23 protein-coding genes are annotated in these 25,213 nt (G+C 73.3%); 10 read left to right on the forward strand and 13 right to left on the reverse strand.

Annotated elements, in window-relative coordinates; translation table 11 throughout:
• Positions 1–47 precede the first annotated feature (47 nt).
• Positions 48–1,109 (forward strand): SIR2 family NAD-dependent protein deacylase, encoded by a 1,062-nt coding sequence (locus tag CLV72_RS07615; RefSeq protein WP_106242081.1) that lies wholly within the window; start codon positions 48–50, stop codon positions 1,107–1,109.
• Positions 1,106–3,196, forward strand: a complete 2,091-nt coding sequence (locus CLV72_RS07620) for a tetratricopeptide repeat protein (protein WP_106242084.1) — start codon at positions 1,106–1,108, stop codon at positions 3,194–3,196. The genes CLV72_RS07615 and CLV72_RS07620 overlap by 4 nt, the downstream gene beginning before the upstream one ends.
• 36 nt (positions 3,197–3,232) lie before the next feature.
• On the opposite strand, the gene ehuA is transcribed toward CLV72_RS07620, so the two are convergent.
• The 8 genes from ehuA to ectA form a co-directional block, all read right to left on the reverse strand.
• Complete coding sequence (ehuA, locus tag CLV72_RS07625) at positions 3,233–4,057, reverse strand: ectoine/hydroxyectoine ABC transporter ATP-binding protein EhuA (protein ID WP_106242087.1); 825 nt, start codon at positions 4,055–4,057, stop codon at positions 3,233–3,235.
• Positions 4,044–4,700 (reverse strand): ectoine/hydroxyectoine ABC transporter permease subunit EhuD, encoded by a 657-nt coding sequence (gene ehuD / locus CLV72_RS07630; RefSeq protein WP_106242090.1) that lies wholly within the window; start codon positions 4,698–4,700, stop codon positions 4,044–4,046. The genes ehuA and ehuD overlap by 14 nt, the downstream gene beginning before the upstream one ends.
• Positions 4,697–5,398 (reverse strand): ectoine/hydroxyectoine ABC transporter permease subunit EhuC, encoded by a 702-nt coding sequence (gene ehuC / locus CLV72_RS07635; RefSeq protein WP_106242094.1) that lies wholly within the window; start codon positions 5,396–5,398, stop codon positions 4,697–4,699. Before ehuC ends, ehuD begins: the two co-directional genes overlap by 4 nt.
• A 9-nt stretch (positions 5,399–5,407) precedes the next feature.
• Positions 5,408–6,322 (reverse strand): ectoine/hydroxyectoine ABC transporter substrate-binding protein EhuB, encoded by a 915-nt coding sequence (gene ehuB, locus CLV72_RS07640; RefSeq protein WP_106242097.1) that lies wholly within the window; start codon positions 6,320–6,322, stop codon positions 5,408–5,410.
• Positions 6,323–6,545: 223 nt separating this feature from the next.
• Positions 6,546–7,460, reverse strand: a complete 915-nt coding sequence (thpD, locus tag CLV72_RS07645; RefSeq protein WP_106242101.1) for an ectoine hydroxylase — start codon at positions 7,458–7,460, stop codon at positions 6,546–6,548.
• Positions 7,461–7,651: 191 nt separating this feature from the next.
• A complete protein-coding gene (locus CLV72_RS07650) occupies positions 7,652–8,047 on the reverse strand; it encodes an ectoine synthase (RefSeq protein ID WP_106242104.1) in 396 nt (131 codons plus the stop codon).
• Between the two features lie 67 nt (positions 8,048–8,114).
• The gene (ectB, locus tag CLV72_RS07655; RefSeq protein WP_106242108.1) at positions 8,115–9,419 is read right to left on the reverse strand and encodes a diaminobutyrate--2-oxoglutarate transaminase; all 1,305 of its coding nucleotides are present in this window, start codon (positions 9,417–9,419) and stop codon (positions 8,115–8,117) included.
• Positions 9,420–9,508: 89 nt separating this feature from the next.
• Positions 9,509–10,069 carry a diaminobutyrate acetyltransferase gene (ectA, locus tag CLV72_RS07660; RefSeq protein WP_245930058.1) on the reverse strand — a complete coding sequence of 187 codons (561 nt, stop codon included), beginning with the start codon at positions 10,067–10,069 and terminating at the stop codon, positions 9,509–9,511.
• A 497-nt stretch (positions 10,070–10,566) separates the two neighbouring features.
• Here ectA and CLV72_RS07665 point away from each other — a divergent pair, with 497 nt between their 5' ends.
• The 5 genes from CLV72_RS07665 (at position 10,567) to CLV72_RS07685 (ending at position 13,335) form a co-directional block, all read left to right on the forward strand.
• Positions 10,567–10,911, forward strand: coding sequence for a hypothetical protein (locus CLV72_RS07665; RefSeq protein ID WP_106242111.1), 345 nt, complete (start codon positions 10,567–10,569; stop codon positions 10,909–10,911).
• Complete coding sequence (locus CLV72_RS07670) at positions 10,908–11,171, forward strand: WhiB family transcriptional regulator (protein ID WP_106242115.1); 264 nt, start codon at positions 10,908–10,910, stop codon at positions 11,169–11,171. The genes CLV72_RS07665 and CLV72_RS07670 overlap by 4 nt, the downstream gene beginning before the upstream one ends.
• 69 nt (positions 11,172–11,240) lie before the next feature.
• Positions 11,241–11,906 carry a hypothetical protein gene (locus tag CLV72_RS07675; RefSeq protein ID WP_211302771.1) on the forward strand — a complete coding sequence of 222 codons (666 nt, stop codon included), beginning with the start codon at positions 11,241–11,243 and terminating at the stop codon, positions 11,904–11,906.
• Between the two features lie 14 nt (positions 11,907–11,920).
• Positions 11,921–12,580 (forward strand): copper resistance CopC family protein, encoded by a 660-nt coding sequence (locus CLV72_RS07680; RefSeq protein WP_106242118.1) that lies wholly within the window; start codon positions 11,921–11,923, stop codon positions 12,578–12,580.
• Between the two features lie 89 nt (positions 12,581–12,669).
• Entirely contained in the window at positions 12,670–13,335 is a 666-nt protein-coding gene (locus tag CLV72_RS07685) for a SanA/YdcF family protein (protein ID WP_106242121.1), read from the forward strand.
• A gap of 44 nt (positions 13,336–13,379) precedes the next feature.
• Here CLV72_RS07685 and CLV72_RS07690 read toward each other — a convergent pair whose 3' ends face one another.
• Entirely contained in the window at positions 13,380–14,141 is a 762-nt protein-coding gene (locus CLV72_RS07690; protein WP_106242124.1) for a PP2C family protein-serine/threonine phosphatase, read from the reverse strand.
• 819 nt (positions 14,142–14,960) lie between these two features.
• Here CLV72_RS07690 and CLV72_RS07695 point away from each other — a divergent pair.
• The gene (locus CLV72_RS07695) at positions 14,961–16,220 is read left to right on the forward strand and encodes a glycosyltransferase (RefSeq protein WP_106242127.1); all 1,260 of its coding nucleotides are present in this window, start codon (positions 14,961–14,963) and stop codon (positions 16,218–16,220) included.
• Between the two features lie 315 nt (positions 16,221–16,535).
• Entirely contained in the window at positions 16,536–17,513 is a 978-nt protein-coding gene (locus CLV72_RS07700) for a sensor histidine kinase (RefSeq protein WP_170140912.1), read from the forward strand.
• Between the two features lie 61 nt (positions 17,514–17,574).
• Here the strand turns inward: CLV72_RS07700 and CLV72_RS07705 are convergent, their stop codons facing one another.
• The gene (locus CLV72_RS07705; RefSeq protein WP_106242136.1) at positions 17,575–17,934 is read right to left on the reverse strand and encodes an STAS domain-containing protein; all 360 of its coding nucleotides are present in this window, start codon (positions 17,932–17,934) and stop codon (positions 17,575–17,577) included.
• Between the two features lie 95 nt (positions 17,935–18,029).
• Positions 18,030–19,202 (reverse strand): GAF domain-containing protein, encoded by a 1,173-nt coding sequence (locus tag CLV72_RS07710; protein ID WP_106242140.1) that lies wholly within the window; start codon positions 19,200–19,202, stop codon positions 18,030–18,032.
• 249 nt (positions 19,203–19,451) lie between these two features.
• On the opposite strand from CLV72_RS07710, the gene CLV72_RS07715 reads away from it, so the two are divergent.
• Positions 19,452–20,183 (forward strand): GAF and ANTAR domain-containing protein, encoded by a 732-nt coding sequence (locus tag CLV72_RS07715; protein WP_106242143.1) that lies wholly within the window; start codon positions 19,452–19,454, stop codon positions 20,181–20,183.
• A gap of 42 nt (positions 20,184–20,225) precedes the next feature.
• Here CLV72_RS07715 and CLV72_RS07720 read toward each other — a convergent pair whose 3' ends face one another.
• Positions 20,226–20,864 (reverse strand): response regulator, encoded by a 639-nt coding sequence (locus tag CLV72_RS07720; RefSeq protein WP_106242146.1) that lies wholly within the window; start codon positions 20,862–20,864, stop codon positions 20,226–20,228.
• Between the two features lie 2 nt (positions 20,865–20,866).
• Complete coding sequence (locus CLV72_RS07725) at positions 20,867–25,105, reverse strand: HAMP domain-containing protein (RefSeq protein ID WP_245929978.1); 4,239 nt, start codon at positions 25,103–25,105, stop codon at positions 20,867–20,869.
• Positions 25,106–25,213 lie beyond the last annotated feature (108 nt).

The raw sequence follows: 25,213 nt of genomic DNA on the forward strand, positions 1-25,213 counted from the left end.
CGCCCCATTCCGCCAATGTCAGAACACGTGTGTCCGAATGAGGCCAGATGGACGAGATCAGCGGGTTCGGTGCGGTGCCGGTCGTCCATACGTGCCCACGCGAAATCGGGGTGACGATGGCCCGCTTCGCCGAGAGCCTGGACGACGGCGACTGGAAACGGCTGCTCAAGCAACTGGGAAACGGAGACTGCACCCCGTTCCTCGGCGCCGGCGCCAGCCACCCCGTCCTGCCGCTCGGCGGCGACATCGCGGCCCTGTGGGCGGCGGAGTACGGCTATCCGTTCCCCGACGACCGCGACCTCCCCCGGGTCGCGCAGTTCGTCTCCACCCGCGTCCGCGACGACCAGGTGGTCAAGGAGCAGCTGATCGCCCGGTTCTTCACCGGCGTCCCCGCGCCCGACTTCGGCGCGGCCGACTCCGTGCACGGGCTGCTGGCGCAGTTCCCGCTCGGCACCTACCTGACGACCAACTACGACGACCTGATGCAGCGCGCCCTCGCCGGCCGCGGCAAGGCGCCGACGACCTCGTTCAGCCGCTGGTACGCCGTCTCCGACGACGAGTTGGCGGACGAGCGCGACGAGGCGGCCGACCGGCCCGGCCTGCTGCTGCCCGAGGAGCTGGTCCCCGCCGCCGTGCGCCAGCACGAGCGGGTGGGGGTGACCCCGTCGGACTACCGGCCCGCGCCCGACCGGCCGCTCGTCTTCCACCTGCACGGCCACGCCGAGCGCCCCCTGTCGCTGGTGCTCACCGAGGACGACTACCTCGACTACCTGGTGGCGCTGGTGCAGGACCACCCGGCCGTCGCCCCCGGCCCGGTCCGCAAGCGGCTGGGCGCGAAGCCGCTGCTGTTCGTCGGGTACAGCCTCGCCGACTGGTCCTTCCGGGTGCTGTACCACAGCATCAGGCTGGCCATCTCGCGGCAGAGCCGCCGCCGCCACATCAGCGTCCAGGTCGACCCCGCCGTCCGGGACGCCGACGACCCGGCGCAGGTGGAGGCGGCCAGGCAGTACGTCACCCGGCACTTCGACCAGCGCGACATCTCCCTCTACCTCGGCACCGCACAGCAGTTCGCGGCAGAGCTGCGCCTCCGGATGGAGGACCCGACATGAGCACCCCGTCCCCGCAGGCCCGGCGCCGCCCCTACGTCGGGCCCCGCCCCTTCCGGGGCGACGACAGCGACCTGTTCTTCGGCCGCGGCGCCGAGTCCTACGACCTGGCCTCGCTCTGGGTGGCCGGCGACCCGGTGATCCTGCACGGCCCCCGCGGCTCGGGCAAGACCTCGCTGCTCAACGCCGGGGTGCTGCCCCGCCTCCCGCTGGAGGAGCCCGACGCCGACGTGCTGCGCCTGGGCCGGGTGGTGCACTCCTCTACCCATCCGCTGGCCGACGAGCACCCGCACAACACCTACGGCTACACCCTGCTGAGCAGCTGGGCCCGGGCCGAGCGGCCGCCGCCGCCCGGCACCACCGTCGCCGACTACCTGAGGTCGCGGCCGGCCCGGCTGGACCGCTACGGCCAGCCGGTGCCGGTCTTCGCCGCCATCGACCAGTTCGAGGAGCTGTTCACCGACGTCCCCGACCGCGAGAGCGAGCGCGACGCGCTGATCGACCAGCTCGCCGAGGTGGTCGGCGGCGAGCTGGACGTGCGGCTGCTGATCTGCATCCGCGACGACCGGCTGGCCGACCTCACCGCCTACCTGCCGCGGCTGGGCGTGCGCACCCCGATCTTCCGGCGGCTGCTCGACCTGCGCCCGGACGCGGCGGTGGAGGCGGTGCGCGGCCCGGCCGAGCTGGCCGGCCGCCCCTTCGAGCCGGGCGCGGCCGAGCGGCTGGTCGACGGGCTGCGCACCTTCACCTTCGTGTCGGGCACCGGCCGCTCCACCACCATCCATAAAGATTCGGTCACTCCCATTCACCTGCAGATCGTGTGCGAGACACTGTGGTCGTCACTCCCGGTGAACGCAGGCCGCGTCAGTACGGACGACCTGACAGACTACGGTGGTGTCGACCAAGCCCTCGTCGCCTTCTACGACGCCGCCGTCGAAGCGGCCGCGGCGGCGCATCGCAGCGTGTCCGAACGGGAGATCCGTGACTGGTTGGAGTCGGAGTTCATCACGGACCTGGGCACCCGCGCCAACGCCTGCCGAGGGCTGCTGATGACCGGCGGCATGCCCAACGAGGTGGCCGACACCCTGGTGGAGGAGCAGGTGCTGGTCACCGAGCGGCGCGCGCTGGCCACCTGGTACCAGCTGGGCCAGGACCACCTCGTCACCGCGATCCGCGCCGCGAACGCGGCCTTCCGGCGCCGCCGCGGCGGCCAGGCCGAGCCGCGCCCGGGGGCGCCCGAGTCGTCCGGCTCCCCGGCCGAGCTGCTGGCCGCAGCCGAGAATGCGCTGGGCCGGGGCGACTTCCGCGCCGCCGACGCCTACGCGGGCAGCGCGGTCGACCACTACTCCGCGTCGGGCGACGACTGGCACGAGGCGAACGCGCTGGCCATGCGCGGCATGATCTCGCGGGTGTCCGGCGACTACCGCACCGCCGAGAGCAGCTACCGCAGCGCCGCTCGCGGCTTCGACCGGGCCGACGACGACCGCGCCAAGGTGCAGATGCTGGTCGCGCTGGCCGAGGTCTTCTTCACCGCGGGCGACTACGAGGCGGCGGCCGACGAACACCGCCAGGCACTGCGCACCGAGCCGGGCAACATCGTCGCGCTCACCGGCCTGGCCTACACCCAATGGCTGCGCGGCCGCTGGGCCGACGCGCGGGCCACCTTCGCCCGCGCTCTGGAGGCCGACCCGGGCAGCCCGCTGGTGCTCACCGGTCTCGGCCAGGTGCTGGTGGAGCGCCCGGCCGGCTCCGACGACCCGCGCCGGGCCCGCCGGCTGCTGGCGCAGGCGGTGGCCGACGGCGCCCGGCTGACCGCCGACGAACTCGCCGACGCCCGCTCCGCGTTGGCCCTCGCCCACCTGCGGCTGGGCGAGGGCGCCGAGGCCGAGCGGCAGCTGGCGCGGGCCGAGCAGCTGGTGCCCGGCCGGCCGCGCACCCTGGTGCGCCGGGCCCGCGCCGCGCTGGACGCGGGCGACCGCGCCGCGGCCGCCGAGGCGCTGCGCGCCGCGCTGGCCGCCGAGCCGCCGCTGCCGGAGGCCCACGCCGCCGACGCCCGCCGGCTGCTGGCGCAGGCCGAGACACCGGAGTGACCGGGGGCGCCGCCGGGCGGCGGCGCCACGGCGGCCTCAGTCCTCCAGGACGGCCTGGAGGAAGGAGCGGGTGCGCTCCTCACGCGGCTCGCTGAAGATCTGGGCGGGCGGACCCTCCTCCACGATGCGGCCCTGGTCGAACATGAGCACCCGGTGCGACACGTCGCGGGCGAAGGACATCTCGTGGGTGACGCAGAGCATGGTGATGTCGGTGGTGGTGGCGATGTTGCGCAGCACATCGAGCACGCCGGCCACCAGCTCGGGGTCGAGCGCCGAGGTGACCTCGTCCAGCAGCAGCACCTTGGGCCGCATGGCCAGCGCCCGCGCGATCGCCACCCGCTGCTGCTGGCCGCCGGACAGCTGGGTGGGGTGCGCGTCGATCTTCTCCGCCAGCCCGACCAGTTCGAGCAGTTCGCCGGCGCGCTGGTCGGCCTCGTCCTGCGAGACGCCCAGCACGTGCACGGGCGCCTCGGTGATGTTGCGGCGCACGGTCATGTTCGGGAACAGGTTGAACTGCTGGAAGACCATGCCGATGCTGGAGCGCACCGAGCGCAGGTGCTTCTCGTCGGCCGGCACCAGCTTCCCTCCGCGCCGCATGTGCGACAGCGAGTCGCCGTTCACCCAGATGACGCCGCCGTTGGCCTTCTCCAGGGTCATCAGCAGCCGCAGGATGGTGGTCTTGCCCGAGCCGCTGGGCCCGATCAGGGTGACGCGCTCGCCCTCGGCGACCCGGAAGTCCAGGTGGTCCAGGACGACGTTGTCGCCGTAGCGCTTGACCACCTGCTCGAAGCGGATGTAGGCGTCGTCCGACCCGTCGGCGGGCTCGGCGGCCGGCTGGTCGTGCGGGTCAGACTGCTGCATAGCGTCGCTCCAGGTGGCGGATGAAGATCGCGGAGGGGATGGACACAGCCAGGAAGAGCAGCCCGACCATGGTCATCAGCTCGAAGGGGTCCTCGAAGGTCCGCGCGCTGTGCCGGTAGGCCGAGTTGAGCAGTTCCACCACTCCGATGGCGAGCAGCAGCGGCGTGTCCTTGAACATCGAGATCAGGTAGTTCCCGAGCGCAGGGATCACCTTGGGTATCGCCTGCGGCAGCACCACCCCGGTCCACACCCGCCGGGTCGGCAGATTCAGCGCGGTGGCCGCCTCCCACTGACCCCGGGGCACCGCCTCGATCCCGGAGCGGTACACCTCGGCGGTGTAGGCGGCGTAGTGCAGTCCGAGCCCGATGATGCCCACCACCATGGGCGGCAGCACGATGCCGAAGACGGGCAGTCCGAAGTAGAGCACGAACAGCTGGACCAGCAGCGGTGTGCTGCGAATGAACTCCATCACCCAGTACACACCGGTTCCCGCCCAGCGGGGCGCGAGCCGCCGCACCAGCGCGACCACCAGGCCCAGCACGATGGCGAGCACGTAGCCGCCGATGGTGGCGATGACGGTGAGCTGCAGGCCCTGCAGCAGGATCGGCAGCGCCGACAGCGCGTAGTCCCAGTCCCAGCTCATCGGCCGCTCCCTCCGGCAGAGGCCGCGGCCGGTTCGGGCGCGGCCCGGAAGGCCGGGCCGCGGCCGAGCCGCGCGTTGGCGCGCCGCTCCAGGTACCGCACGCCCAGCAGCAGGGCCTGGGCGATCAGGAAGTAGAACAGCAGCGCCAGCCCCCACACCACCAGGGTGTCGCCGCCCGAGGACCACTGCTGGCGGACCACGAAGGTGAGGTCGCTGACGGTGATCAGGCCGACCACGGCGCTGCCCTTCATCAGCTCGATGAGCAGGTTGCCCATCGGCGGCAGCATCGCGGCCCAGGCCTGGGGGATCACCACCAGGCGCATCCGCTGGACGTAGCCCATGTTCAGCGCGGTGGTGGCCTCGATCTGGGCCCGGGGCACCGCGTTGACGGCGCCGCGCACCACCTCGCCGCCGTAGGCGCCGACGTTGAGGCCCAGGGCGAGGATGGCGGCGAACATCGGGTCCAGCCGGAAGCCGACGTAGGGCAGCGCGTAGAACAGCCAGTACATCAGCACCAGCGCGGCCACACCGCGGAAGAACTCCGTGTAGACGCGGCCGATCGCCCTGATCCAGCGGCGCCGGGCGGAGCCGAGCAGGCCGGCGGCGAAGGACAGCGCCAGCGCCAGCGCGGCGCCGGCGACGGTGATCTGGACGGTGACCCAGACCCCGTTGAGATAGAGGGGGAGGCTGTTGAGCATGGGCCCGTGTCAGCCGCCCTGGCACAGCTGCTGGGCGGTGTAGTCGCCCGGCAGTTCGGCCTCGGTGAAGCCGAAGGGCTCCAGGATCGGCAGCAGTTCGTTGTTCTGCTTGAGGGTCTCCAGCTCGGCGTTCATCGCCTCCACCAGGTCCTGGTCGGACTGGCGCAGCGCGAAGCCGCCGCCGCCGATGATCTCCTCGCCGTTGATGACGGGGAAGAAGGGCTCGGTCACCTCGAAGGGCTCGCCCTCGTTCTGGCTGAGCAGGTAGTTCAGCGAGATGCTGGTCAGCGCGATGGCGTCGATGCGCCCCGCGACCAGCGACTCGAATGCGGTGGGCTGGTCGGCCAGCGGGGTGATCTGGTTCTCGGCGACGCCGAGCGTGGTGGCGTAGCCCTCCTCGACGGCGCCGGTGAGCACGCCCAGCCGCAGGTCCGGATTGTCGGCGACGTCCTCGAAGGCGACGATGTTCTCGGGGTTGCCCTCGGGCACCATGAAGGCGGTGGGGGCCAGGTACTCGGGATTGGTGAAGGCGACCTGCTCGCAGCGCTCGGGCGTGATGGCCATGCCGGCGGCGACCAGGTCGAACTGCTGGGAGCCGAGGCCGGCGATGAGGCCGGCGAACTCGACCTGGGTGCCGCGCACCTCCGGGATGCCGAGCGCCGCGAAGATGACCCGGGCCAACTCGGGCGACTCGCCGGTGAGGTTGCCGCTGGAGTCGGTGTAGCCGTAGGGCGCCTCGTTGGCGAAGCCGACGTTGACGAACCCCTGGTCGCGCAGGCGCTGCAGCGTTCCGCCCTCGGTCTGGCCGGTGCCCGGGTCCGTCGGCGTGCAGGCCGACAGCAGGGCGGGTCCGGCGACCGCGGCGGCCCCCAGACCCGCCATGCGCAGCAGCAGGTCCCGGCGGCGCCATTGGGGATGCGTCATGTTCTCTGACCTCCTAGGAGTGAAACCGCGGTCGAGTGCGCGCGGTGGCCGTCGCGTCACGGAAGGCGGTCCCGGTTCGCACGAGCCTTCCCCCGATCCGAGCCGCGACACGGGAAGATCATCACGATTCGAGCGCGAAGGCGTCACCGCGGTGTCGAGGCGGCGGCCGCGGGAGCCGCCGGCCGGCCGGGAGCGCGCGCTCCCGGCCGGCCGGCGGCACGGCTCAGGCGACCGGGGTGAAGTCCGTGGCCGCGATGAACTCGGGACGTCTGCGCGGCGCCGAGAACGGCTCCACGCAGGTGTTTTCAACGCTGTTGAACACGACGAACACGTTCGAGCGCGGGTAGGGCGAGATGTTGCCGCTGGACCCGTGCATGCAGTTGCAGTCGAACATGGTCGCCGAGCCGGCCGGCCCGGTGAACAGCTCGATGCCGTGCCGCTCGGCCAGGATGGTGAGGCTGCCCTCGTCGGGCGTCCCGATCTCCTGGGCCTTCAAGGAGGAACGGTAGTGGTCCTCGGGCGTCTCGCCCACGCAGGACACGAAGGTCTTGTGCGAGCCCGGCATGATCATCAGGCTGCCGTTGTACAGGTAGTTGGGGGTCAGCCCGATGGAGATGCTGACCGCGCGCATCCGGGGCATGCCGTCCTCGGCGTGCCAGGTCTCGAAGTCGGAGTGCCAGTAGAAGTCCTTGCCCCTGAACCCGGGCTTGTAGTTGACGCGGCTCTGGTGCACGTACACGTCGGAGCCGAGGATCTGGCGGGCGCGGCCCACCACGCGCGGGTCCGCCACCAGCTTGGCGAACAGCTCGCTGATCTTGTGCACCTCGAAGATGGACCGGACCTCGTCGGAGTCCTTCTCCACCACGGTCCGCTCGTCGCGCTTGAGCGTCTCGTCGGAGGCGAGCCGGTCCAGCTCGGCGGCGCACTCGGCGACCTCGCCGGGGGTGAGCAGTTCGGGAACGGTCAGGAAGCCCTTCTCCTCGAAACCGCTCAGGTCGGCGGCGTCGATGGGGCCGGCGCCGCCGTCACCCCAGACCACGGGGTCGCGCCGGTACAGCAGGGCGGGCTCGGTCGACTTGCGGGTTGGGTAGTCGTCGAACGCGGCGGAACTGTCGAGCTTCTCGTTAAGCACCGTCATTGCGGATGCCCTCCACGGTGGTTCGTATCAGGTTTCCGGTCGTCGGGCCGGCTGGGCGGCTCGGCTGGGCGGGGCGCGGCACGGCGGCCGCCCCGGGTGGGTCGGGTGGGTCGGGTGGGCCAGGCGGATCACTCCTCGCGGCTGCGCCGGGCGGTCCGGGACCTGGCCGGCCCCGGGCGGCCCGGTGCGGTTCAGTCCTCGGTGAGCAGCGGGTAGACGCCGTTCTCGTCGTGGTCCTCGCGCCCGGTGACGGGCGGGTTGAAGACGCACACGGTGCGCAGGTCCTGCTTGACCTTCAGGGTGTGCCGCTCGTGCCCGTCGAGCAGGTACATGGTGCCGGGGCGCAGCTCGTGCACCTGGCCGGTCTCCTCGTCGGTCAGCTCGGCCTCGCCCTCGATCACGTAGACCGCCTCGATGTGGTTGGCGTACCACATCCGGGTCTCGGTCCCCGCGTACAGCACCGTGTCGTGCAGCGAGAAGCCGACCTTCTCCCTGGCCAGCACCAGCCGGCGGCTGCGCCAGTTGCCGTTGGCGGAGGTGATGTCGCGGTCGGTGCCGTCGAGTTCGCCGAGGCGGCGGACGATCATGGGTGCTCCTGTTCGTGTCGGTCCCGGGGCCCGGCCGCGCGCCGGGCGGAGTGCGGCGCCGCGCCTGTCAGCGGGTGCCCGCCAGGCGGCCGGGCTCGGCGGGCGCCGCGGGCGGGGCGTCGAGGCCGCGGGCGGCGTCGACGGCGGCGGCCAGGATGTCCAGGCCCTCGTCCAACTCGGCCTCGGTGGTGGTCAGCGGCGGCAGCAGCTTGGCGACCTCGTCCTCGGGGCCGGAGGTCTCCATCAGCAGGCCGCGGTCGAAGGCGGCGCGGCAGACCTTGGCCGCCATGCCGGGCTCGTCGAAGACCAGGCCGCGCGCCAGGCCGCGGCCGCGCTCGGCGACGCCGGCGTCGGCGTGCCTGGCGGCGATCTCGTCCAGCCGCCGCCGCACCCGCTCGCCCTTGGCGAGGGTCTGCCGCTCCAGGGTGTCGTCGGCCCAGAAGGCGCGCAGCGCCGCCGCGGCCGTGACGAAGGCGGGGCCGGGGCCGCGGAAGGTGCCGTTGTGCTCGCCGGGCTCCCACACGTCCAGTTCGGGGCGGAGCAGGGTGAGGGCGAAGGGCAGGCCGTAGCCGCTCAGCGACTTCGACAGGGTGACGATGTCGGGCGTGATGCCGGCCTCTTCGAAGGAGAAGAAGGGCCCGGTCCGCCCGCATCCCATCTGGATGTCGTCGACGATGAGCAGGATGCCGTACTCCTCGCACAGCCCGGCCAGGCCGCGCAGCCAGGTGGGGCTGGCGGTGTTCACACCGCCCTCGCCCTGCACGGTCTCCACGATCACGGCGGCGGGTTTGTCCAGGCCGCTGCCGCTGTCGTCCAGCAGCGCCCGCAGCCACAGGAAGTCGGGGGTCTGCCCGTCGAGGTAGTTGTCGAAGGGCATGGTGGCGGCGTGGCCGAGCGGGACGCCGGCGCCGCCGCGCTTCATCGAGTTGCCGGTGACGGCGAGCGCGCCGAGGGTCATGCCGTGGAAGCCGTTGGTGAAGCTGACCACGGTCTCGCGCCCGGTGAACTTGCGGGCCAGCTTCAGCGCCGCCTCCACCGCGTTGTTGCCGGCCGGGCCGGGGAACTGCAGCTTGTAGTCCAGGCCGCGCGGGCGCAGCACCAGCTGGTCGAAGTGCTCCAGGAAGGTGCGTTTGGCGGTGGTGTACTGGTCCAGGCCGTGCACGATGGAGTCGCGGGCGAGGTACTCCAGCAGGTCGGCCTTTAGCGCGGGGTGGTTGTGCCCGTAGTTGAGGGTGCCGGCACCGGCGAAGAAGTCCAGGTAGGGCTGGCCCGTCTCGGCGTACAGCCTGCTGCCGCGTGCCGTGTCGAAGACGACCGGCCAGCTGCGGCAGTAGCTGCGGACATTGGATTCGAGCCGCTCGAAGATCTCCATGGTGTTCTGTGCGTTCCTTTCCCCGAAGTGCGCACGGGTGGTCGGCCCGGTCATGGCGGGCCGGATCCGGCAGGTCCTGTCGCTCCTTCTCACCGCTCCCCGGCGGACGGGCGCCCGTCAGGGGCGGTCAGCGGTCCGATCCGCAGCAGCTCCTCGGGCTCGTGGCCGCCGGGGAAGAGGTCGGCGTCGAACAGCGTCGAGCGGTCGAGGTCGGCCGCGTGATCCCGGGCGTAGGAGCGGAACAGGTTGAGCGACGCGGTGTTGCCCGGTGTCACGGTCGCTTCAAGGTGGGTGCAGCCCCGGCGGACCATCCGCCGGCCGTAGTGGTCGAGCATCCGCCGACCGAGCCGCCTCCCCCGGTAGTCGCGGTGCACCGCGACCTGCCAGACGAAGAATGTACCCGGCGATTCCGGTCGAACGTATCCGGTAAGGAAGGCGCAAATGTTGTCCTGATCACGCACCACGACAGATGTGTCGGCGAAGTCGCGGCACCACAGGACGTAGCTGTACGGCGAATTGAGGTCCAATTCCGGCGTGTCACGCGCTACCCGCCAAAGCTCGGGACCGTCCTCGACGCGCGGCTCATCCAGCCGCAGACCGTCCTCCTCAACGATCCCGTAGCTCGGGCTGTCGGCTCGTTTAGCAGGCACGTCGACCAAAGGTAGCGAAGTTTCCTGAGATTTCGCTGGACGAAAACCGACTGTAACACCCGAAGATGTTTAACTCGGGACATCGCGGGTACCGACAGTGAGTTTCGCCGTTTCCAGCCTTTTCTCAATGGTATCGGCGAGCCCTGCGGATCGTGCCGAAGCACCGGTCAGCGCGGCGATTCCGCGCCATTTTCCACCCGTCGCACGGCGCAATTTCCACCGGTTCGGGACGGCCGCGGGCGGCCGCCACGGCCCGCTCCGGGCGGCCCCGCGCGACTCTGTTCATGTGCGCTACTTCACAGTCAACCGCGGCGCCCGGCACGCGTCGCCTCCGCCGGGAAGGGCAGCGGTACGGCCGGTCCGGACGGACGCCCCTCGACCCGCCCCCGCTTCCACCCCCGGAAATGATCGCGAAGAGAGGACAGATACCTATCTCCGGTAGTACTATGCCCTGTAGTACTACTAGATGTCGCGACGATCGAAGCGACGGAGCCGCCGTGACCGCCCTCATCGAGTCCCGCGGCCGCGCCACCGCGCCGGCCGATCCCGCGCCCCTCCCGGGCGCGCCAGCGGACCTCTACGCCGCCGTGGCCGCCGACTGCCGCGCCCTCGCCGACGGTGAGCTGCGCCGGTTGGACCGCAGGGCGCCCCGGCTGGCCGCCGATGAGCGGGCCCTGGTCGCCGAGGCGCTGACCGCGGTCATCGACGCCGTCGTCCTGGCGCCGCTGCGCGGCACCTCGGTCCCGGCCGACCGGCTGCGGGCGCTGTTCGCACCGCCGCGGCCGTCCACCAGCTCCGGTCCGGCCTTCCCGGACCCCCCACCGAACGGGTGTGCGTTATGAATCTGCTGTACCACGAGAGCGAGGACTGGGTCGACCGCGCGGCCTGCCACTCCGTCGACCCCGAGGTGTTCTTCCCCGTCAGCCCGGACGGACCCGGCGCCATGGACGTGCGCCGCGCCAAGGCCGTCTGCGGCCGCTGCCGGGTGAGCGCCGAGTGCCTGGACTGGGCGCTGCGCGCGGGCGAGGCCGACGGCGTCTGGGGCGGCACCACCCCCGAGGAGCGCCGCTACCTCCGCCGGGACCTGCTGCGCGCCGGCTGATGCGCGGCCCGGTCCGCGCCCCCGGACGGCCGGTGGGCGGCCGCGGCCCGGCGCGTTAGGCTCGATGGCATGTCCGACCCCGGCCGGGGCGCCCTGCGCCTGCTGCGCGCCGCCGTGCCGGCGGCCGCCGCCACCGCGATCGCCTGGGCCGGGCACGTCCTGGGCGGCGGCAGCGCCGCCGGCTGGCCCGCCGTCGCGCTGACCGCCCCGGTGGTCGGCGCCGCCTTCGCAGCCGCCACCCGGCACCGGCGCTCCCTCGCCGAGATCGCCGCCGCGCTCGGCGGCGCCCAGCTCGCCTTCCACCTCGCCTTCGTCGCGCTCTCCCCCGCCACCCACGGCGCCGTGCCGCCCACCGGCCCGCAGGCCGCCGGCGTGCACGCCGGCCACCTGGTCACCGGCGCCTTCGGCCTGGCCTCCCCCGGGATGGTCATCGGGCACCTGTGGGCGACCCTGGTCACCGCGTGGCTGCTCGCCCACGGCGAGGACGCGCTGTGGACGCTGGCCGCGCTGGTCCGCGCCGCGCTCTGCCCGCCGCTGCTGCGCCGCCCGCCGCTGCGGCGGCCCTGGCGCCCGCGCGCCGCGGGCGCGGGAGCGGTGCGCGCGGCCCGGCGCCCGGTGCGCGGCCATCCGCCGCGCGGGCCGCCGAGGACGGCGCCGGCCGCCGCGCGACGCGCGGCCGGCCGCACCCCGTCCTCCTGCCAGCCCTTCCCGCGCGCACGGCGCGCGTCCTCGTGAAAGGCCCTGCCCCCATGTCCGCCACACTGTCCGACCCGCTGTCCGGCCCGCGTCCGCTCCCCCGCCCCGCGCGCCGCGCGGCCGCCCTGCTCGCCGCCGGCCTGGCGGCCTCCGCCGCGCTGCTGGCCGGCGCCCCCGCCGCGCTCGCCCACAACCAGCTCACCGACTCCAGCCCCGAGGACGGCGCGAGCCTGGACACCGCCCCCGAGGAGATCGTCCTCACCTTCGACCTGGAGGTGCTGGAGGCCGGCAACAACGGAGTCGTGGTCACCGGCCCCGGCGGCGAGCGCTTCGAGCAGGGCGCCACCGAGATCGACCACAACGAGGTGATCCGCCCGGTCGGCGGCTTCACCGAGCCGGGCGACTACGAGATCGGCTACCGCATCGTCGGCGCCGACGGCCACGTGGTGGACGGCACGCTCACCTTCGAGCTGACCGCCGACGCCGTCGCCGCCGCGGCCCCCTCGGCCGGCGCCTCGGCCTCCGGTACACCCCCCGCCGGCGGCGCCGACACCTCCCCGGCCGCGGCGGCCGACGCCGCCGCGGTGCGCGAGGAGTCGGAATCCTCCGGCGGGGTGAGCCCGGTCGTGTGGATTGTGATCGGCGTGATCGCCCTGGTCGGCGTCGGCGCCGGCGTGCTGTGGATGCGCCGCGGCGCCTCCGCCGGGGGCTGACCCCGCGAACGCCGGCCGCCCCCGGCGCAACTACGGCCGGGGGCGGTTCGTTGCCCGGTTGGCGGACGGACGAGGAGCGGGGGACGGCGATGCGCAACAGGTGGCGGTGGGCGGTGGCGGGCGGGCTGGCCGCCCTGCTGGTGCTCGGACTGGCCCCGACGGCCTGGGTGTGGGCGGCCACCAGCGGCCTGCGCTACCAGGTCGCCGACGCGCCCGACCGCCCGGTCGCCATCGTGCTCGGCGCGGGGGTCAGGCCCGACGGCGTCCCCACCCGGGTGCTCAGGGCGCGGCTGGATCGGGCGCTGGAGCTGTACGAGGCGGGCTCGGTGCGGGCCATCCTGGTGACCGGCGACAACAGCAGGGAGAACTACAACGAGACCGACGCCATGCGCGCCTACCTGCTGGCGCGGGGGGTGCCCGAGCAGCTGGTGGTCGGCGACTACGCCGGCTTCAGCACCTGGGACTCCTGCGTGCGGGCCCGCGAGGTCTTCGGGGTGACCGCCGCCGCCGTGGTGACCCAGGACTTCCACGTGCCGCGTGCGGTGGCGCTGTGCCGGGCCGCCGGCATCGACGCGGTGGGGGTGGCCGACCCCTACCGGACGCCGACGGGCATCGGCGTGGTCACCGCGCACCTGCGCGAGGTGGCGGCCAATGTGCCCGCCGCCTTCAGCGCGGCCTTCCGGCCCGATCCGCGCTTCCTCGGCCCCCGCGAGCCGGGCATCGAAGAGGCCCTCGCCGGGTCCGGCACCGGCTGAGCGCGCGCCCCGGGCGCCCGCGGCGGGCGCCCGGGGAACGGGCGTCAGCCCATGCGGACCAGCGCGATCGAGATGTTGTCGCGGCCGCCCGCGTCCATGGCCGCCTTCCACAGCGCGGTGACGGCGCTGGAGTCGTCAGGGGCCTCGCTGATCAGCCGCACCATGTCGGTGCCCTCGACCAGGTCGGACAGGCCGTCGCTGCACAGCAGCCAGGAGGCGGACTCCTCCGGGCTGTCGGTGCCGACATGGGGTTCGAGCTCGCCCGCGCTGCCGCCCAGCGACTGGGTGATCAGGTTGGTGACGGCGGCCAGGGTGCCCGGCTCGGCGCCCGGCACGGCCGGGGAGTCGTCCTGGGAGAGCTGCTGGAGCTTGTCGGGGTGCAGCCGGTAGGCCCGGGAGTCGCCCACGTTGAACCAGAAGATCTCCTCGCCGGCGAAGAGCAGCCCCGCGATGGTGGTGCCGAGTCCGGAGTGGTCGGGGTTGTCCTCGGCGTACTCCTGGAGCTCCGCGTCGATGGCGCGCAGCAGCTCGGAGATGGTCTCCTTGCCCTCCTGCCACTCGCCCTGCTCGGCGAAGCGCTGCACGGTGTGCGAGGCGGCCACCTCCCCCGCGGCGTGGCCGCCCAGGCCGTCCGCCACCGCGACCACCGCGGGTACGTTCGGAGACAGGGACACCCGCATGGGCGCGGACATGCTCACACTCGACGCGGTGAGCGAACCGACGACCAGGGCGTCCTCGTTCCCCTCCCGCACCGCGCCCCGGTGTGTCATGGCCGTGACGGTCACCGCCGCCTGGTCCACTGCCATCTGCCGTACCTCCTGATCAACCACACACCGCCGCCCTCGCTGGGACGTCCCACGCGAGACCCTGGTCGCGCTACCGTAGCGCCGCGGACACGCATCAGGCGCCGCATGGCGCCGATTCGCGCGGGTTCGCCGGATGACTCCTGATCGACATGCAGGAGTATCGCCGGTTTCGCCCCCGTTCCGCTATGCGGAGCGGGCACCTGTCCGCGTGGCGGCCCGCCGGGGGCGGGCGCCGCGACGCGTCCAGGCCGGGCCTCGCGGCCCGTGCGCTGCCCCAATTCTGCCGCAGATCCTGGTGTGTTCCCGTGCCCGGTGGCCGTCGGCCTCCGCCGCGCCGCGCACCCGGCCGCGCCCCGGGCGGATTCGCAGGTCAGCGGGGGTGCGCTCGGCGGCGCTGCGCGGCGGCCGCGCCCTTCGGCGCGGACCGGCGCGCGCCCGCGGTCCGCCCGCGGACTGGCCAAGCCGCCGGGCTTCTGGCATAGTGTCGCCAAGACGGGTGTCTAAGACGCAGACACACCGACACGGAGCAGCGCTCGCGCTGACGGCCGATCGCCTCGGCTGTCCCTGAGTGCTCACAGCTCGTGAGGTGTGATCCACGATGCGTCCACCCGTTTTCTTCATTTCCGGCCCCGCCCGCCCCACCACGGCGTCCGCCCGCCCCCGCGGCGGCGCCCGCCCCGCGGCGCCGGCCGGTTCCGCACCCGCACGCGTCCGCTCGTGCCCGCGCGCCCCGCGCCCCGTTCCCCGCCCACGGGAGGCGGTGCCCGCGCCCGGCACGCCTTTCGCCGTGCAGTTCGCGCTCTACCAGGAGGTCACCGAATGAGAATCGCTCTGGTCTGCGAGCACGCCGCCCCGCTGCCCGTCCACGGCCTCTCCGGCGCCACCGCCCACGCCGGCACCGCCGAGGAGCCGCAGAGCGTGTACATCGCGATGCTCTCCCGCCAGCTGGCCAAGCTCGGCCACCGCGTCACCGTCTACACCCGGGCCCGCTCATCCGGCGTGCCCGCCCGCGCCCGGATGGGCAGGGGCGTGATGGTCGAGCACCTGCCGGCCGGCCCGGCGGAGCCGCTGGGCGAGGACGACGTCAAGCCGCACCTGGGCGAGTTCGGCGCCCGGCTGGCCGAGCGCTGGGCCGAGGAGCCGCCGGACGTGGTGCACGCCCACGACTGGCCCGGCGGGCTCGCCGCGCTGGCGGGCGCCCGCGAGCTGCGGGTCCCCGTGGTGCAGTCCTTCCACTCCCTCGGCCTGTCGGAGCGGCGCGCCGGGCTGCCGGTGGCGCCGGAGCGGGTCCGCCTGGAGGCGGCGGTCGGCCGCAGCGCCGACCGGGTGTTCGCCACCCACTCCAACCAGCTGTTCGAGCTGGCCCGGATGGGCGTGCCGCGCACGGCCGTGAACGTGGTGCCCTACGGCGTCGACACCGACCACTTCACCCCCGAGGGCGTCGCCGCGGCCGCGCCCTGGCAGGGCCGCCGCGAGGAGCGGCCGCGGGTGCTGGCCGTCGGGCCGCTGGCCCGCCACGGCGGCGCCGCCCAGCTGGTGGAGGCGATGGGCCTGGTGCCCGAGGCCGAGCTGCTGCTGGTCGGCGGGCCCGCCGCCGACGACCTCGCGATCGACCCCGACGTCGCCCGGCTGCGCTACCACGCCAAGGAGGCCGGGGTAGACGACCGGGTCTCCTTCACCGGCCGGATCGAGGCGCGTGAGCTGCCGCGGCTGCTGCGCTCGGCCGACACCGTGGTCTGCGCCAACCGCTACGAGCCCTACGGCAGCGTGGTGCTGGAGGCGATGGCCTGCGGCGTGCCCGTCATCGCCGAGGCGGTCGGCGGCAAGGCCGACGTGGTGCTCGACGGCACCACCGGGGTGCTGCTGCCCTCGGTGCGGCCCGGCGTGCTCGGCAGCGCGCTGCGGCGGCTGCTGGCCAACCCCACCCAGCGCTCGGCGCTCGGCATCGCCGCCGCCGACCGCGCCAGGTCCCGCTACGCGTGGACCCGGGTCGCCGCCGAGGCGGCGCGCGGCTACCAGCGCGCCATGCCGCTGGCGGAGACGCCGGTGGAGGAGGAACTCGACGAGGACGCCATCTGAGCGGCCGCCGGCGTCCCCGGCGCCGTGCCGGGGGACGCGCCGCCCCGGCGGCGGCCGCGGCGCGGGCTCCGGACAGAATGTGCCTGTCAGGCGGCCCGCCCGCACCGCGGGCCGGACGCGGGCCCGCGGTGCTCGGAGGCGGCTGGGTTAGCCGCCCGATTTTCGGGGATCACACCGCCGGTCGGCGCCGGGCCGAACCGCTGGGGAGGCGGGTCGCCGGCCGGCCGGAAACGGCGGCGGACGGCCCGCACGGTACGCGCCTGCGGGAGTGAGGCCATGGTCACACAACAGACGAGGCAGATCAGGGTGCACGGAATGTCCCGCGACGCGGCGGCCCGGCTGGGCCGGTCCGCGGAGCGGCGGCCCGCCGGTGGGGACCCCTTCGGCCACCAGGCGCTGCTCTACGGGGACGAGGCGTCCTTCCTGCGCCCGGCGGCCGCGTTCGTCCGCGAGGGGGTGCGCCTGGGCGACCACGTGGTGGTCGCGCTGGGCGCCGAGCGGGCCGAGGCGCTGCGCGCCGCCGTGGGGGGCGACGCCGACGCGGTCGCCTTCGTCACGGTGGCGGAGTGGTACCGGGCGCCGGGCCGGCAGCTGGCCGCGCTGCACCGCTACCCGGTGCTGCACCCGGGCCGCACGGTCCGGGTGCTGGGCGAGCAGGACTGGTCCGGCTGCCGGCCGGTGGACACCCGCGAGTGGTTCCGGCTGGAGTCGGTGAGCAACGACGCGCTCAGCGGCGACCCGCTGCGGCTGATGTGCGCCTTCGACGTCCGCGCGCTCGGCCCGCGGATGCGGGCGCGGGCCCGCCGCACCCACCCGTGGCTGGTGGCCGACGGGGTGCTGCGGCGCAGCGACGACTACGTGCAGCCCGCCGCCTACAGCGCCCCCGACGTGCATCTGCCGCTGCCGCCGCCCACCGGCGAGGTGCACCGGCTCGACATCGACGGCGACCTCGGCCGGGTGCGGACGTGGGCCGCCTCGGTGGGCGCGGGCCTCGGCCTGCCGGCCGACCGGCTGGAGGACCTGGTGGTGGCGGTCAACGAGATGGCCGCCAATGTGATCGAGCACGGCTCGGGCGAGGGCGCGGTGCTGCTGTGGCGCGGCCCCGACCGGGTGCTGTGCGATGTCACCGACCGCCTGGGCAAACTGGACGACCCGCTGATCGGCTACGCGCCGACCCACGCGCTGAGCGTGCGCGGATACGGCCTGTGGATCACCCGCCAGATCTGCGACCTGGTCGAGGTCCGCACCACCGGCACCGGCTCGGTGGTGCGGCTGCACGTCAAGGACGGCTGACCTCTGGCCGCGCCTCCGGCGCGGCGGTTCGGCGCGATGCACAACGGGGCGCGGCCAGGAATCAGGTGTCCGCAGGCACCAGAGCGGCCACCGCGCTGTCGACGTCGTCGTAGATGGACAGCACCTGGTCGATGCCGGCGATCACCAGCAGGCGGTACACCGGCCGCTGCGGCGCCGCCGCGACCAGGCTGATCCGGCGCTCGCGGGCCCGGCGGTAGGCGGCGACCAGCACGCCGATGCAGCGTGAGTCGCAGAAGGTGACCTCGGCGAGGTCGACGATGATGCCGAGGCAGTCGCCGGGGTCGTCCAGCACCGCGTTGAGCGCGGCGGCCAGCCGCGGCGCGTTGGTGGCGTCGACCTCGCCGGTGGCGGAGACGACCACGCTGCCGGGCTGTCTGTGCGTCGCAAGCGAGAAGTCCACCCCGCCACCTTAACGGCGCCCGGCGCCGGGCAACCAGCGGTCGCGTCGGAGTACACCGCGGTGGGGAAGCCGGCGCGGGCGGCGCGGCGGCGGTCTCAGCCGCCGGTGCGCGCGTTGCGGACGGCGAGGCCGACGTGCTCGCCGATCTCTTCCAGCAGCCCCAGGTCGGCCAGGCCGAAGCTGGCGCGGTTGCTCCGCCGCACCAGGGTGAGCGCGCCCAGCACCCGGGCGTCGGCCCGCAGCGGGACGCTCAGCAGCGAGCCGGCGCCCAGCATGCCGAGCACCGGCACCCCCGCGGGGGTGCGGCCCAGCATCGCCTCGTCCTCGATGAGCGGTTCGAGCGCGGAGTGGCCGTTGTCCAGCACCCCGCCGGGCACCTCGCCGTCGGCGGGGTCCAGGCCGCGCAGCAGCTCGGCCTGGGCCGCGCTGCCGTCGCCGTCCGGGCCGGCCACCACGGCCCGGCGCAGCGGCTCGTCGCACATGTCGATCAGCACCCAGTCGGCGTAGGAGTCGGCCAGCAGTTCGGCGGCGCGCTCCAGCACGGTGTCGGCGGCCGTGCCCGGCCGGGCCAGCAGCAGGCGGGTCATCCGGGCCATGATGTCGAGCCGGCGGGCGCCCAGCACCACCACCTGGTTCTCCACCTCGGGCTCCAGCGGCGGCGGCGCGGAGTCGCCGTCGGTGGCCACCGGGGTGGACAGCACCACGGCGGTGACGGGGTGCTGCTCGGCGGGCAGGCGGTGCCGGGAGAGGGTGACGTGGATGTCGTCGGCCCAGCCCTTGCGGGCCAGCCGGGAGTCGAAGGAGGCGGTCTGGCCGCTGCGGCCGACGGCGGCCAGCTGCGAGCGCATCGCCGCCCGCCGCCGCAGGTCGACGAAGATGACGAAGGGCTTGCCGGTGAGGTAGCCGGCCGAGGTGCCCAGCAGCTCGGCGGCGGCCGTGTTGGCCCGCCTGATGTGGCCCTCGTGGTCGAGCAGCAGCACCGGTACGGCCAGCTCGGTGAAGACGGTGCGCAGCAGGGAGCGCTCGTCGTCGTGGCCGGAGCGGTCGTGGCCGGGGCGCCGGGCCGTCAGCTCGGCCAGGGCGGCGCCGGCGGCGCGCAGCCGGTCCTCGGCGTAGCGCAGCTCGGCCAGCGCCGCCTCCAGGGTGCTCGCGGCGTCCTCCGGATAGGCGGCGTGCGTGGCGCGCAGCGCGTCGGCCCGTTCGGCTAGCTCCGCGAGCTCGCGGTCGAACTCGGCGGGATCGAGCCCGCCGTCGTCCTGTGGTGCCATCCGCGTACGCTCCTGCCCTGTTCGTGGGCCCGCGAAGGGCCGCGCGGCCGTCGGGCGGTCGCGGATCCGTGTCGGTGCCGACGCTAACGCATCCGGTCCGCCCCGTGGGTCCCGCCGGGCGGCTCGGCGGCGGGGCGTCCCGCCATGTGTACGCTCCGTGGGCCGGGTACGGTTCCCGTTACGGCCGGGGCGCTCCGGCGGAGGCCGGTTCCGCGTCGTGGCAGCGCCCACTGGAAGGCGGGATGCGCGATGTGGATCGAACGCCTCGCCCGCGACATCGGGTCCCTGGGGCGGGTCGACGACAACTCCCCGCAGCGGGCGCTGGCCCAGGTCACCGCGGCCGCCGCCCGGGGGGTACCGGGCTGCTCGGCCGCGCTGGCGGTGATCTGGCGGGGCGATGTGATCGTGGAGTACGCCGCCTCCCACTCCGACCTGGCCCGCTCGCTGGAGTACCAGTACGCGCTGGGCGAGGGCCCGGTGATCGAGGGGCTGCGCACCCGCGAGCGGGTGCTGGTGGACGACGTGCTGCACGACGAGCGCTGGCCGCGCTTCCTCGGCCGGGCGGTGCAGTGCGGCGACCGCTCCTCGGTGACCTTCCCCTTCGGCCTGGACGGCGTGGTGGTCACCTTCGGCCTGCACTCCGGGCGGCCGCGCTCCTTCGACGAGGCGACGGCGGCGCCGCTGGCCGCGCTGCTGGCCGAGCAGCTGGCCCTGGCGCTGCACAGCGCCGGCCGCTATACCGACGTGGCCAGGGAGGCGGCGCACATGCGCCGCGCGCTGTCCTCGCGGGCCGTCATCGACCAGGCCAAGGGCATCCTGATGCACGCGCACGGCTGCGACGCCGCCCAGGCCTTCGAGCAGCTGCGCAGGGTGGCGCAGCGCAACCAGCTCAAGGTCACCGAGGTGGCGCAGCGCCTGGTCGACGAGCACGCGGCCGCCACCGCCGACGCGGCCGCGAAGGTGCCGGGGACGAGCCGCTAGCGGCTGCACCGTAGCCGAGCGGAGCGAGGCAAGGAAGCAGCCCTATTCAGCGCCGCGCAGAGCTTCCAGTAGTGAGCTGAGCCGGGCCACGGAGTGCTCCACGTCGCGCACAGCGGTGACCAGCGCGGGGTCGGTGCCGTCGGTGGCGACGCGGTCGCGCAGCGCGGCCAGGTCGCCGGTGACGGCGGTGAGGCCGCCGGACAGCTCCTCGACCACCTGGCGCACCGGGGCGTCGCCGGGCTGGTCGCCCTGGAGCTGCTTCTGCAGCAGCTTGGCCTGCTCGGCGAGTCGGCGGTTCTTCTCGTGCAGCTCCACGAAGACCGACACCTTGGCGCGCAGCACCCAGGGGTCGAAGGGCTTGGCCAGGTAGTCGACCGCGCGGGCGGCGTAGCCGCGGAAGACCTGGTGGCGGTCGGTGCCGGCCGCCGTGAGGAAGATGATCGGCACATCCTTGGTCTTGTCGCGCTGCTTGATGTGCGCGGCGGTCTCGAAGCCGTCCATGCCCGGCATGACCACGTCGAGCAGGATGACCGCGAACTCGTCCTCCAGCAGGGCCTTCAGCGCGTCCTCGCCCGACGTGGCACGGACCAGGTTCTGGTCGAGCGAACTGAGGATGGCCTCCAGTGCCGTGAGGTTGTCGTCACGGTCGTCGACGAGGAGGATGTTCGCCTTCTCTGCCACGTTCACTCCGTTTCCCGGGGGCCGTCGTCGGTCGCGTCGTCGCCGCCGAAAGGCAGGTCAGCGCGGCCGTCTCCATTGGTACCAGGCTCACCTGGGTCCCGGCTGAGCCACGACTGGATCACGTCGAGCAGGTGGTCGATGTTGACGGGCTTGGTGACGTAGTCGGAGGCGCCGGAGGCGAGGCTCTTCTCGCGGTCGCCCTGCATGGCCTTGGCGGTCAGCGAGATGATCGGCAGGTGGGCGAACTGCGGCATCTGCCGGATCGCGGCGGTGGTCTCGTTGCCGTCCAGCTCGGGCATCATGATGTCCATCAGCACCAGCGCGATGTTCTCGTCGCGCTCCAGCTTCTCGATGCCGTCGGGGCCGCTGTCGGCGTAGAGCACCTCGATACCGTGCGCCTCCAGGGCGCTGGCCAGCGCGAAGACGTTGCGCACGTCGTCGTCCACGATCAGCACCCGCTTGCCGGCCAGGGTGCGGTCGCGCTCGACGTCGGCGCGCACCGGGCTGGGCTCGACCAGCAGGTCGGCGCGCGGCTCGGGCGCGGGCGGCGCCTCGGCGCGGGGCCGGTCGGCGACGATGTCGTCGGGCCGGGCCGGCAGCTCCGCCAGCTCCACCACGGAGCCGGTGACCGGCGCCGGGGCGGGCTGCGGCTCGCCCTCGGCCATCCGCACCGGCAGGAACAGGGTGAAGGTGCTGCCCTGGCCGGGCACGCTGTCGACCTGGATGCCGCCGCCGAGCAGCCGGGCGATCTCGCGGCTGATGGACAGGCCCAGGCCGGTGCCGCCGAAGCGGCGGCTGGTGTTGCCCTCGCCCTGGTGGAAGGCCTCGAAGATGACCTGGAACTTGTCCTCGGAGATCCCGATGCCGGTGTCGGCGACCGAGATCGCGATGAAGTCGGAGCCGGCGTCCACGCCCTCCAGCATCGGCATCGGCCCGGCGGGCTCGATGAGCAGCCGGATCTCGCCCTGGGCGGTGAACTTGACCGCGTTGGACAGCAGGTTGCGCACGATCTGCTGCAAGCGCTGCTCGTCGGTGAACAGCGCGTCGGGCACGTCGGGCGAGACGTCGACGGTGAAGGCGAGGCCCTTGTCGGAGGTGAGCGGCCGGAAGGTCGCCTCGACGTAGTCGACCAGCTGGCTGATGGGCAGGTCGACCGGGTTCACCTCCATCCGGCCCGCCTCCACCTTGGACAGGTCCAGGATGTCGTTGATCAGCTGGAGCAGGTCGCTGCCGGCGCTGTGGATGGTGTGCGCGAACTCCACCTGCTTGGCGGTGAGGTTCTGCTCGCTGTTCTCCGCCAGCAGCTTGGCCAGGATGAGCAGGCTGTTGAGCGGGGTGCGCAGCTCGTGCGACATGTTCGCCAGGAACTGCGACTTGTACTTGTAGGAGAGCGCGAGCTGGCGGGCTCGTTCCTCCAGCGCCCGCCTGGCCTGCTCGATCTGGTTGTTCTGCAGTTCGATGGCGCGGTTCTGGGAGGCCAGCATCGCGGCCTTCTCCGACAGCTCGGTGTTCTTGCGGCGCAGCTCGCCCTGCTGGCGCTGGAGTTCGGCGGAGCGCTCCTGGAGTTCGCGGGTGAGCCGCTGGGACTCCGCCAGCAGGTCCTCGGTGCGGGAGTTGGCCATGATCGTGGTGATGGTGACCCCGATCGTGTCCACGAACTGGTCCAGGAAGGCGAGGTGGATCTCGCTGAAGCGCCCGAAGGAGGCCAGCTCGATGACGCCCAGGACGTGCTCGCCGGACAGGATCGGCAGGATGACCAGGCTGGCCGGGCCGGCCTCGCCGAGCCCGGAGGCGACGGTGACGTAGCCGGGCGGCACCTCGTCGACGATCAGCCGCTCCTTCTGCAGCACGGCCTGGCCGGTGAGCCCGTCGCCGGGGACGATGCGGCGCCGGGCCAGGGTGGCCGGCTGGTAGCCGTAGCCGGCCAGCAGCCGGTAGGTGGGCGGGCCGTCATTGGAGTCGGCGAAGAAGAACGCGCCGACCTGGGCGGAGACCAGTGGGGTGACCTCGCCCATGATCAGCTGGGCGAGGTCGTTGAGGTCGCGGTGCGCCTGCATCAGGCCGGAGATGCGGGCCAGGTTGGACTTGAGCCAGTCCTGCTCCTCGTTGGCCCGGGTCGTCTCGCGCAGGTTGACGACCATGGTGTTGACGTTGTCCTTCAGCTCGGCGATCTCGCCGCGCGCGGCCACCTTGATGGACTGGGTGAGGTCGCCGCGGGTGACCGCGCTGGTCACGGTGGCGATGGCCCGCACCTGGGTGGTGAGGTTGCCGGCCAGCTCGTTCACGCTCTCGGTGAGCTGCTTCCAGGTGCCCGAGACGCCCTCGACCCTGGCCTGGCCGCCCAGCTGCCCTTCGACGCTCACGTCGTAGGCGACCCGGGTGACCTCGTTGGCGAAGGTGGACAGCTGGTCGACCATCGTGTTGATGGTGTCCTTCAGCTGCAGCACCTCGCCCTGGGCGTCGACCGTGATCTTCTTGCTGAGGTCGCCGCGGGCCACCGCCGTGGTGACCTGGGCGATGTTGCGGACCTGGTGGGTCAGGTTGTTGGCCATCGAGTTGACGTTGTCGGTCAGGTCCTTCCAGATGCCCGAGACGCCGCGCACATTGGCGCGGCCGCCCAGCTTGCCCTCGGTGCCGACCTCGCGGGCGACGCGGGTGACCTCGTCGGCGAAGGCGGAGAGCTTGTCCACCATGGTGTTCATGGTGTCCTTCAGCTGGAGGATCTCGCCGTGGGCGTCGGCGGTGATCTTCTTGGTGAGGTCGCCCTGGGCCACCGCCATCGCCACATTGGCGATGTTGCGCACCTGGCTGGTCAGGTTGTTGGCCATGGAGTTGACGTTGTCGGTGAGGTCCTTCCAGATGCCCGACACCCCGCGCACCTGGGCCTGGCCGCCCAGCTTGCCCTCGGTGCCCACCTCGCGCGCCATCCGGGTGACCTCGTCGGCGAAGGTGGACAGCTGGTCGACCATCGTGTTGATGGTGTCCTTCAGCTGCAGCATCTCGCCCTGGGCGTCCACGGTGATCTTCTTGCTGAGGTCGCCCTCGGCGACCGCGGTGGTCACCTGGGCGATGTTGCGGACCTGGTAGGTGAGGTTGTTGGCCATCGAGTTGACGTTGTCGGTCAGGTCCTTCCAGATGCCCGACACCCCGCGCACGTTCGCCCGGCCGCCCAGCTTCCCTTCGGTGCCGACCTCGCGGGCGACGCGGGTGACCTCGTCGGCGAAGGACGACAGCTGGTCCACCATCGTGTTGACGGTGTTCTTCAACTCCAGCATCTCGCCCTGCACGTCCACCGTGACCTTGCGGGTCAGATCGCCCCGCGCCACCGCCGTCGTCACCACCGCGATGTTGCGCACCTGGTAGGTGAGGTTGTCGGCCATCGAGTTGACGTTGCCGGTGAGGTCCTTCCAGATACCGGAGACGCCCTTGACGTTGGCGCGCCCGCCCAGCTTGCCCTCGGTGCCGACCTCGCGGGCGACGCGGGTGACCTCGTCGGCGAAGGACGACAGCTGGTCCACCATCGTGTTGACGGTGTTCTTCAACTCCAGCATCTCGCCCTGCACGTCCACCGTGACCTTGCGGGTCAGATCGCCCCGCGCCACCGCCGTCGTCACCACCGCGATGTCGCGGACCTGGGCGGTGAGCCGCCCGGCCATCCGGTTCACCGACTCGGTGACGTCCTTCCAGGCGCCCGAGACGCCCCGCACATTGGCCCGGCCGCCCAGCTTGCCCTCGGTGCCCACCTCGCGGGCCACCCGGGTGACCTCGCCGGTGAAGGAGGAGAGCTGGTCCATCATCCGGTTCAGCGAGGAGCCGAGCCGCAGCAGCTCGCCGCCGAGGGGCTGGCCGCCGGCCGCCGGGTCGACGCGCTGGGAGAGGTCGCCGTCGGCGACCGCGTCGAGCACCAGCGCCACCGAGGTGACCGGGCGGCTGACGTCGTCGAGCAGCTGGTTCACCGCCCAGGCGCCGTCGGCCCAGCTGCCGCTGGCGCCGTTGAGGTTCACCCGGTCGTCCAGCCGCCCCTCGCGGCCGACGATCCGGCCGACCCGGGTCAGTTCGTCGCAGAAGCCCTGATTGCGTTCGACCACGTCGTTGTAGGCGCGGGCGATCTCGCCCATGGTGCCGCCCGCGCCCGGGTCGAGCCGGACGCTGAAGTCGCCGTCGCGCGCCGCCACCAGCGCCGCGAGCAGGTCGCGGAGCTCGCGGTCGAGGTCCTCGCTCGCCTGAATCGTGCCCGCCACTTCGACCCCCAAGTAACTGCTGCCGGCGCAGCCTCGTCTCGTTCCGGCCCCTTGCGCGGGGCCTTCGTTGCGGCCCGGCGCGCGCCGGGTCTTGTTCCCGCCCGCGGG

This window comes from Allonocardiopsis opalescens (assembly GCF_003002095.1).
Classification (GTDB): Bacteria; Actinomycetota; Actinomycetes; order Streptosporangiales; family Streptosporangiaceae; genus Allonocardiopsis; species Allonocardiopsis opalescens.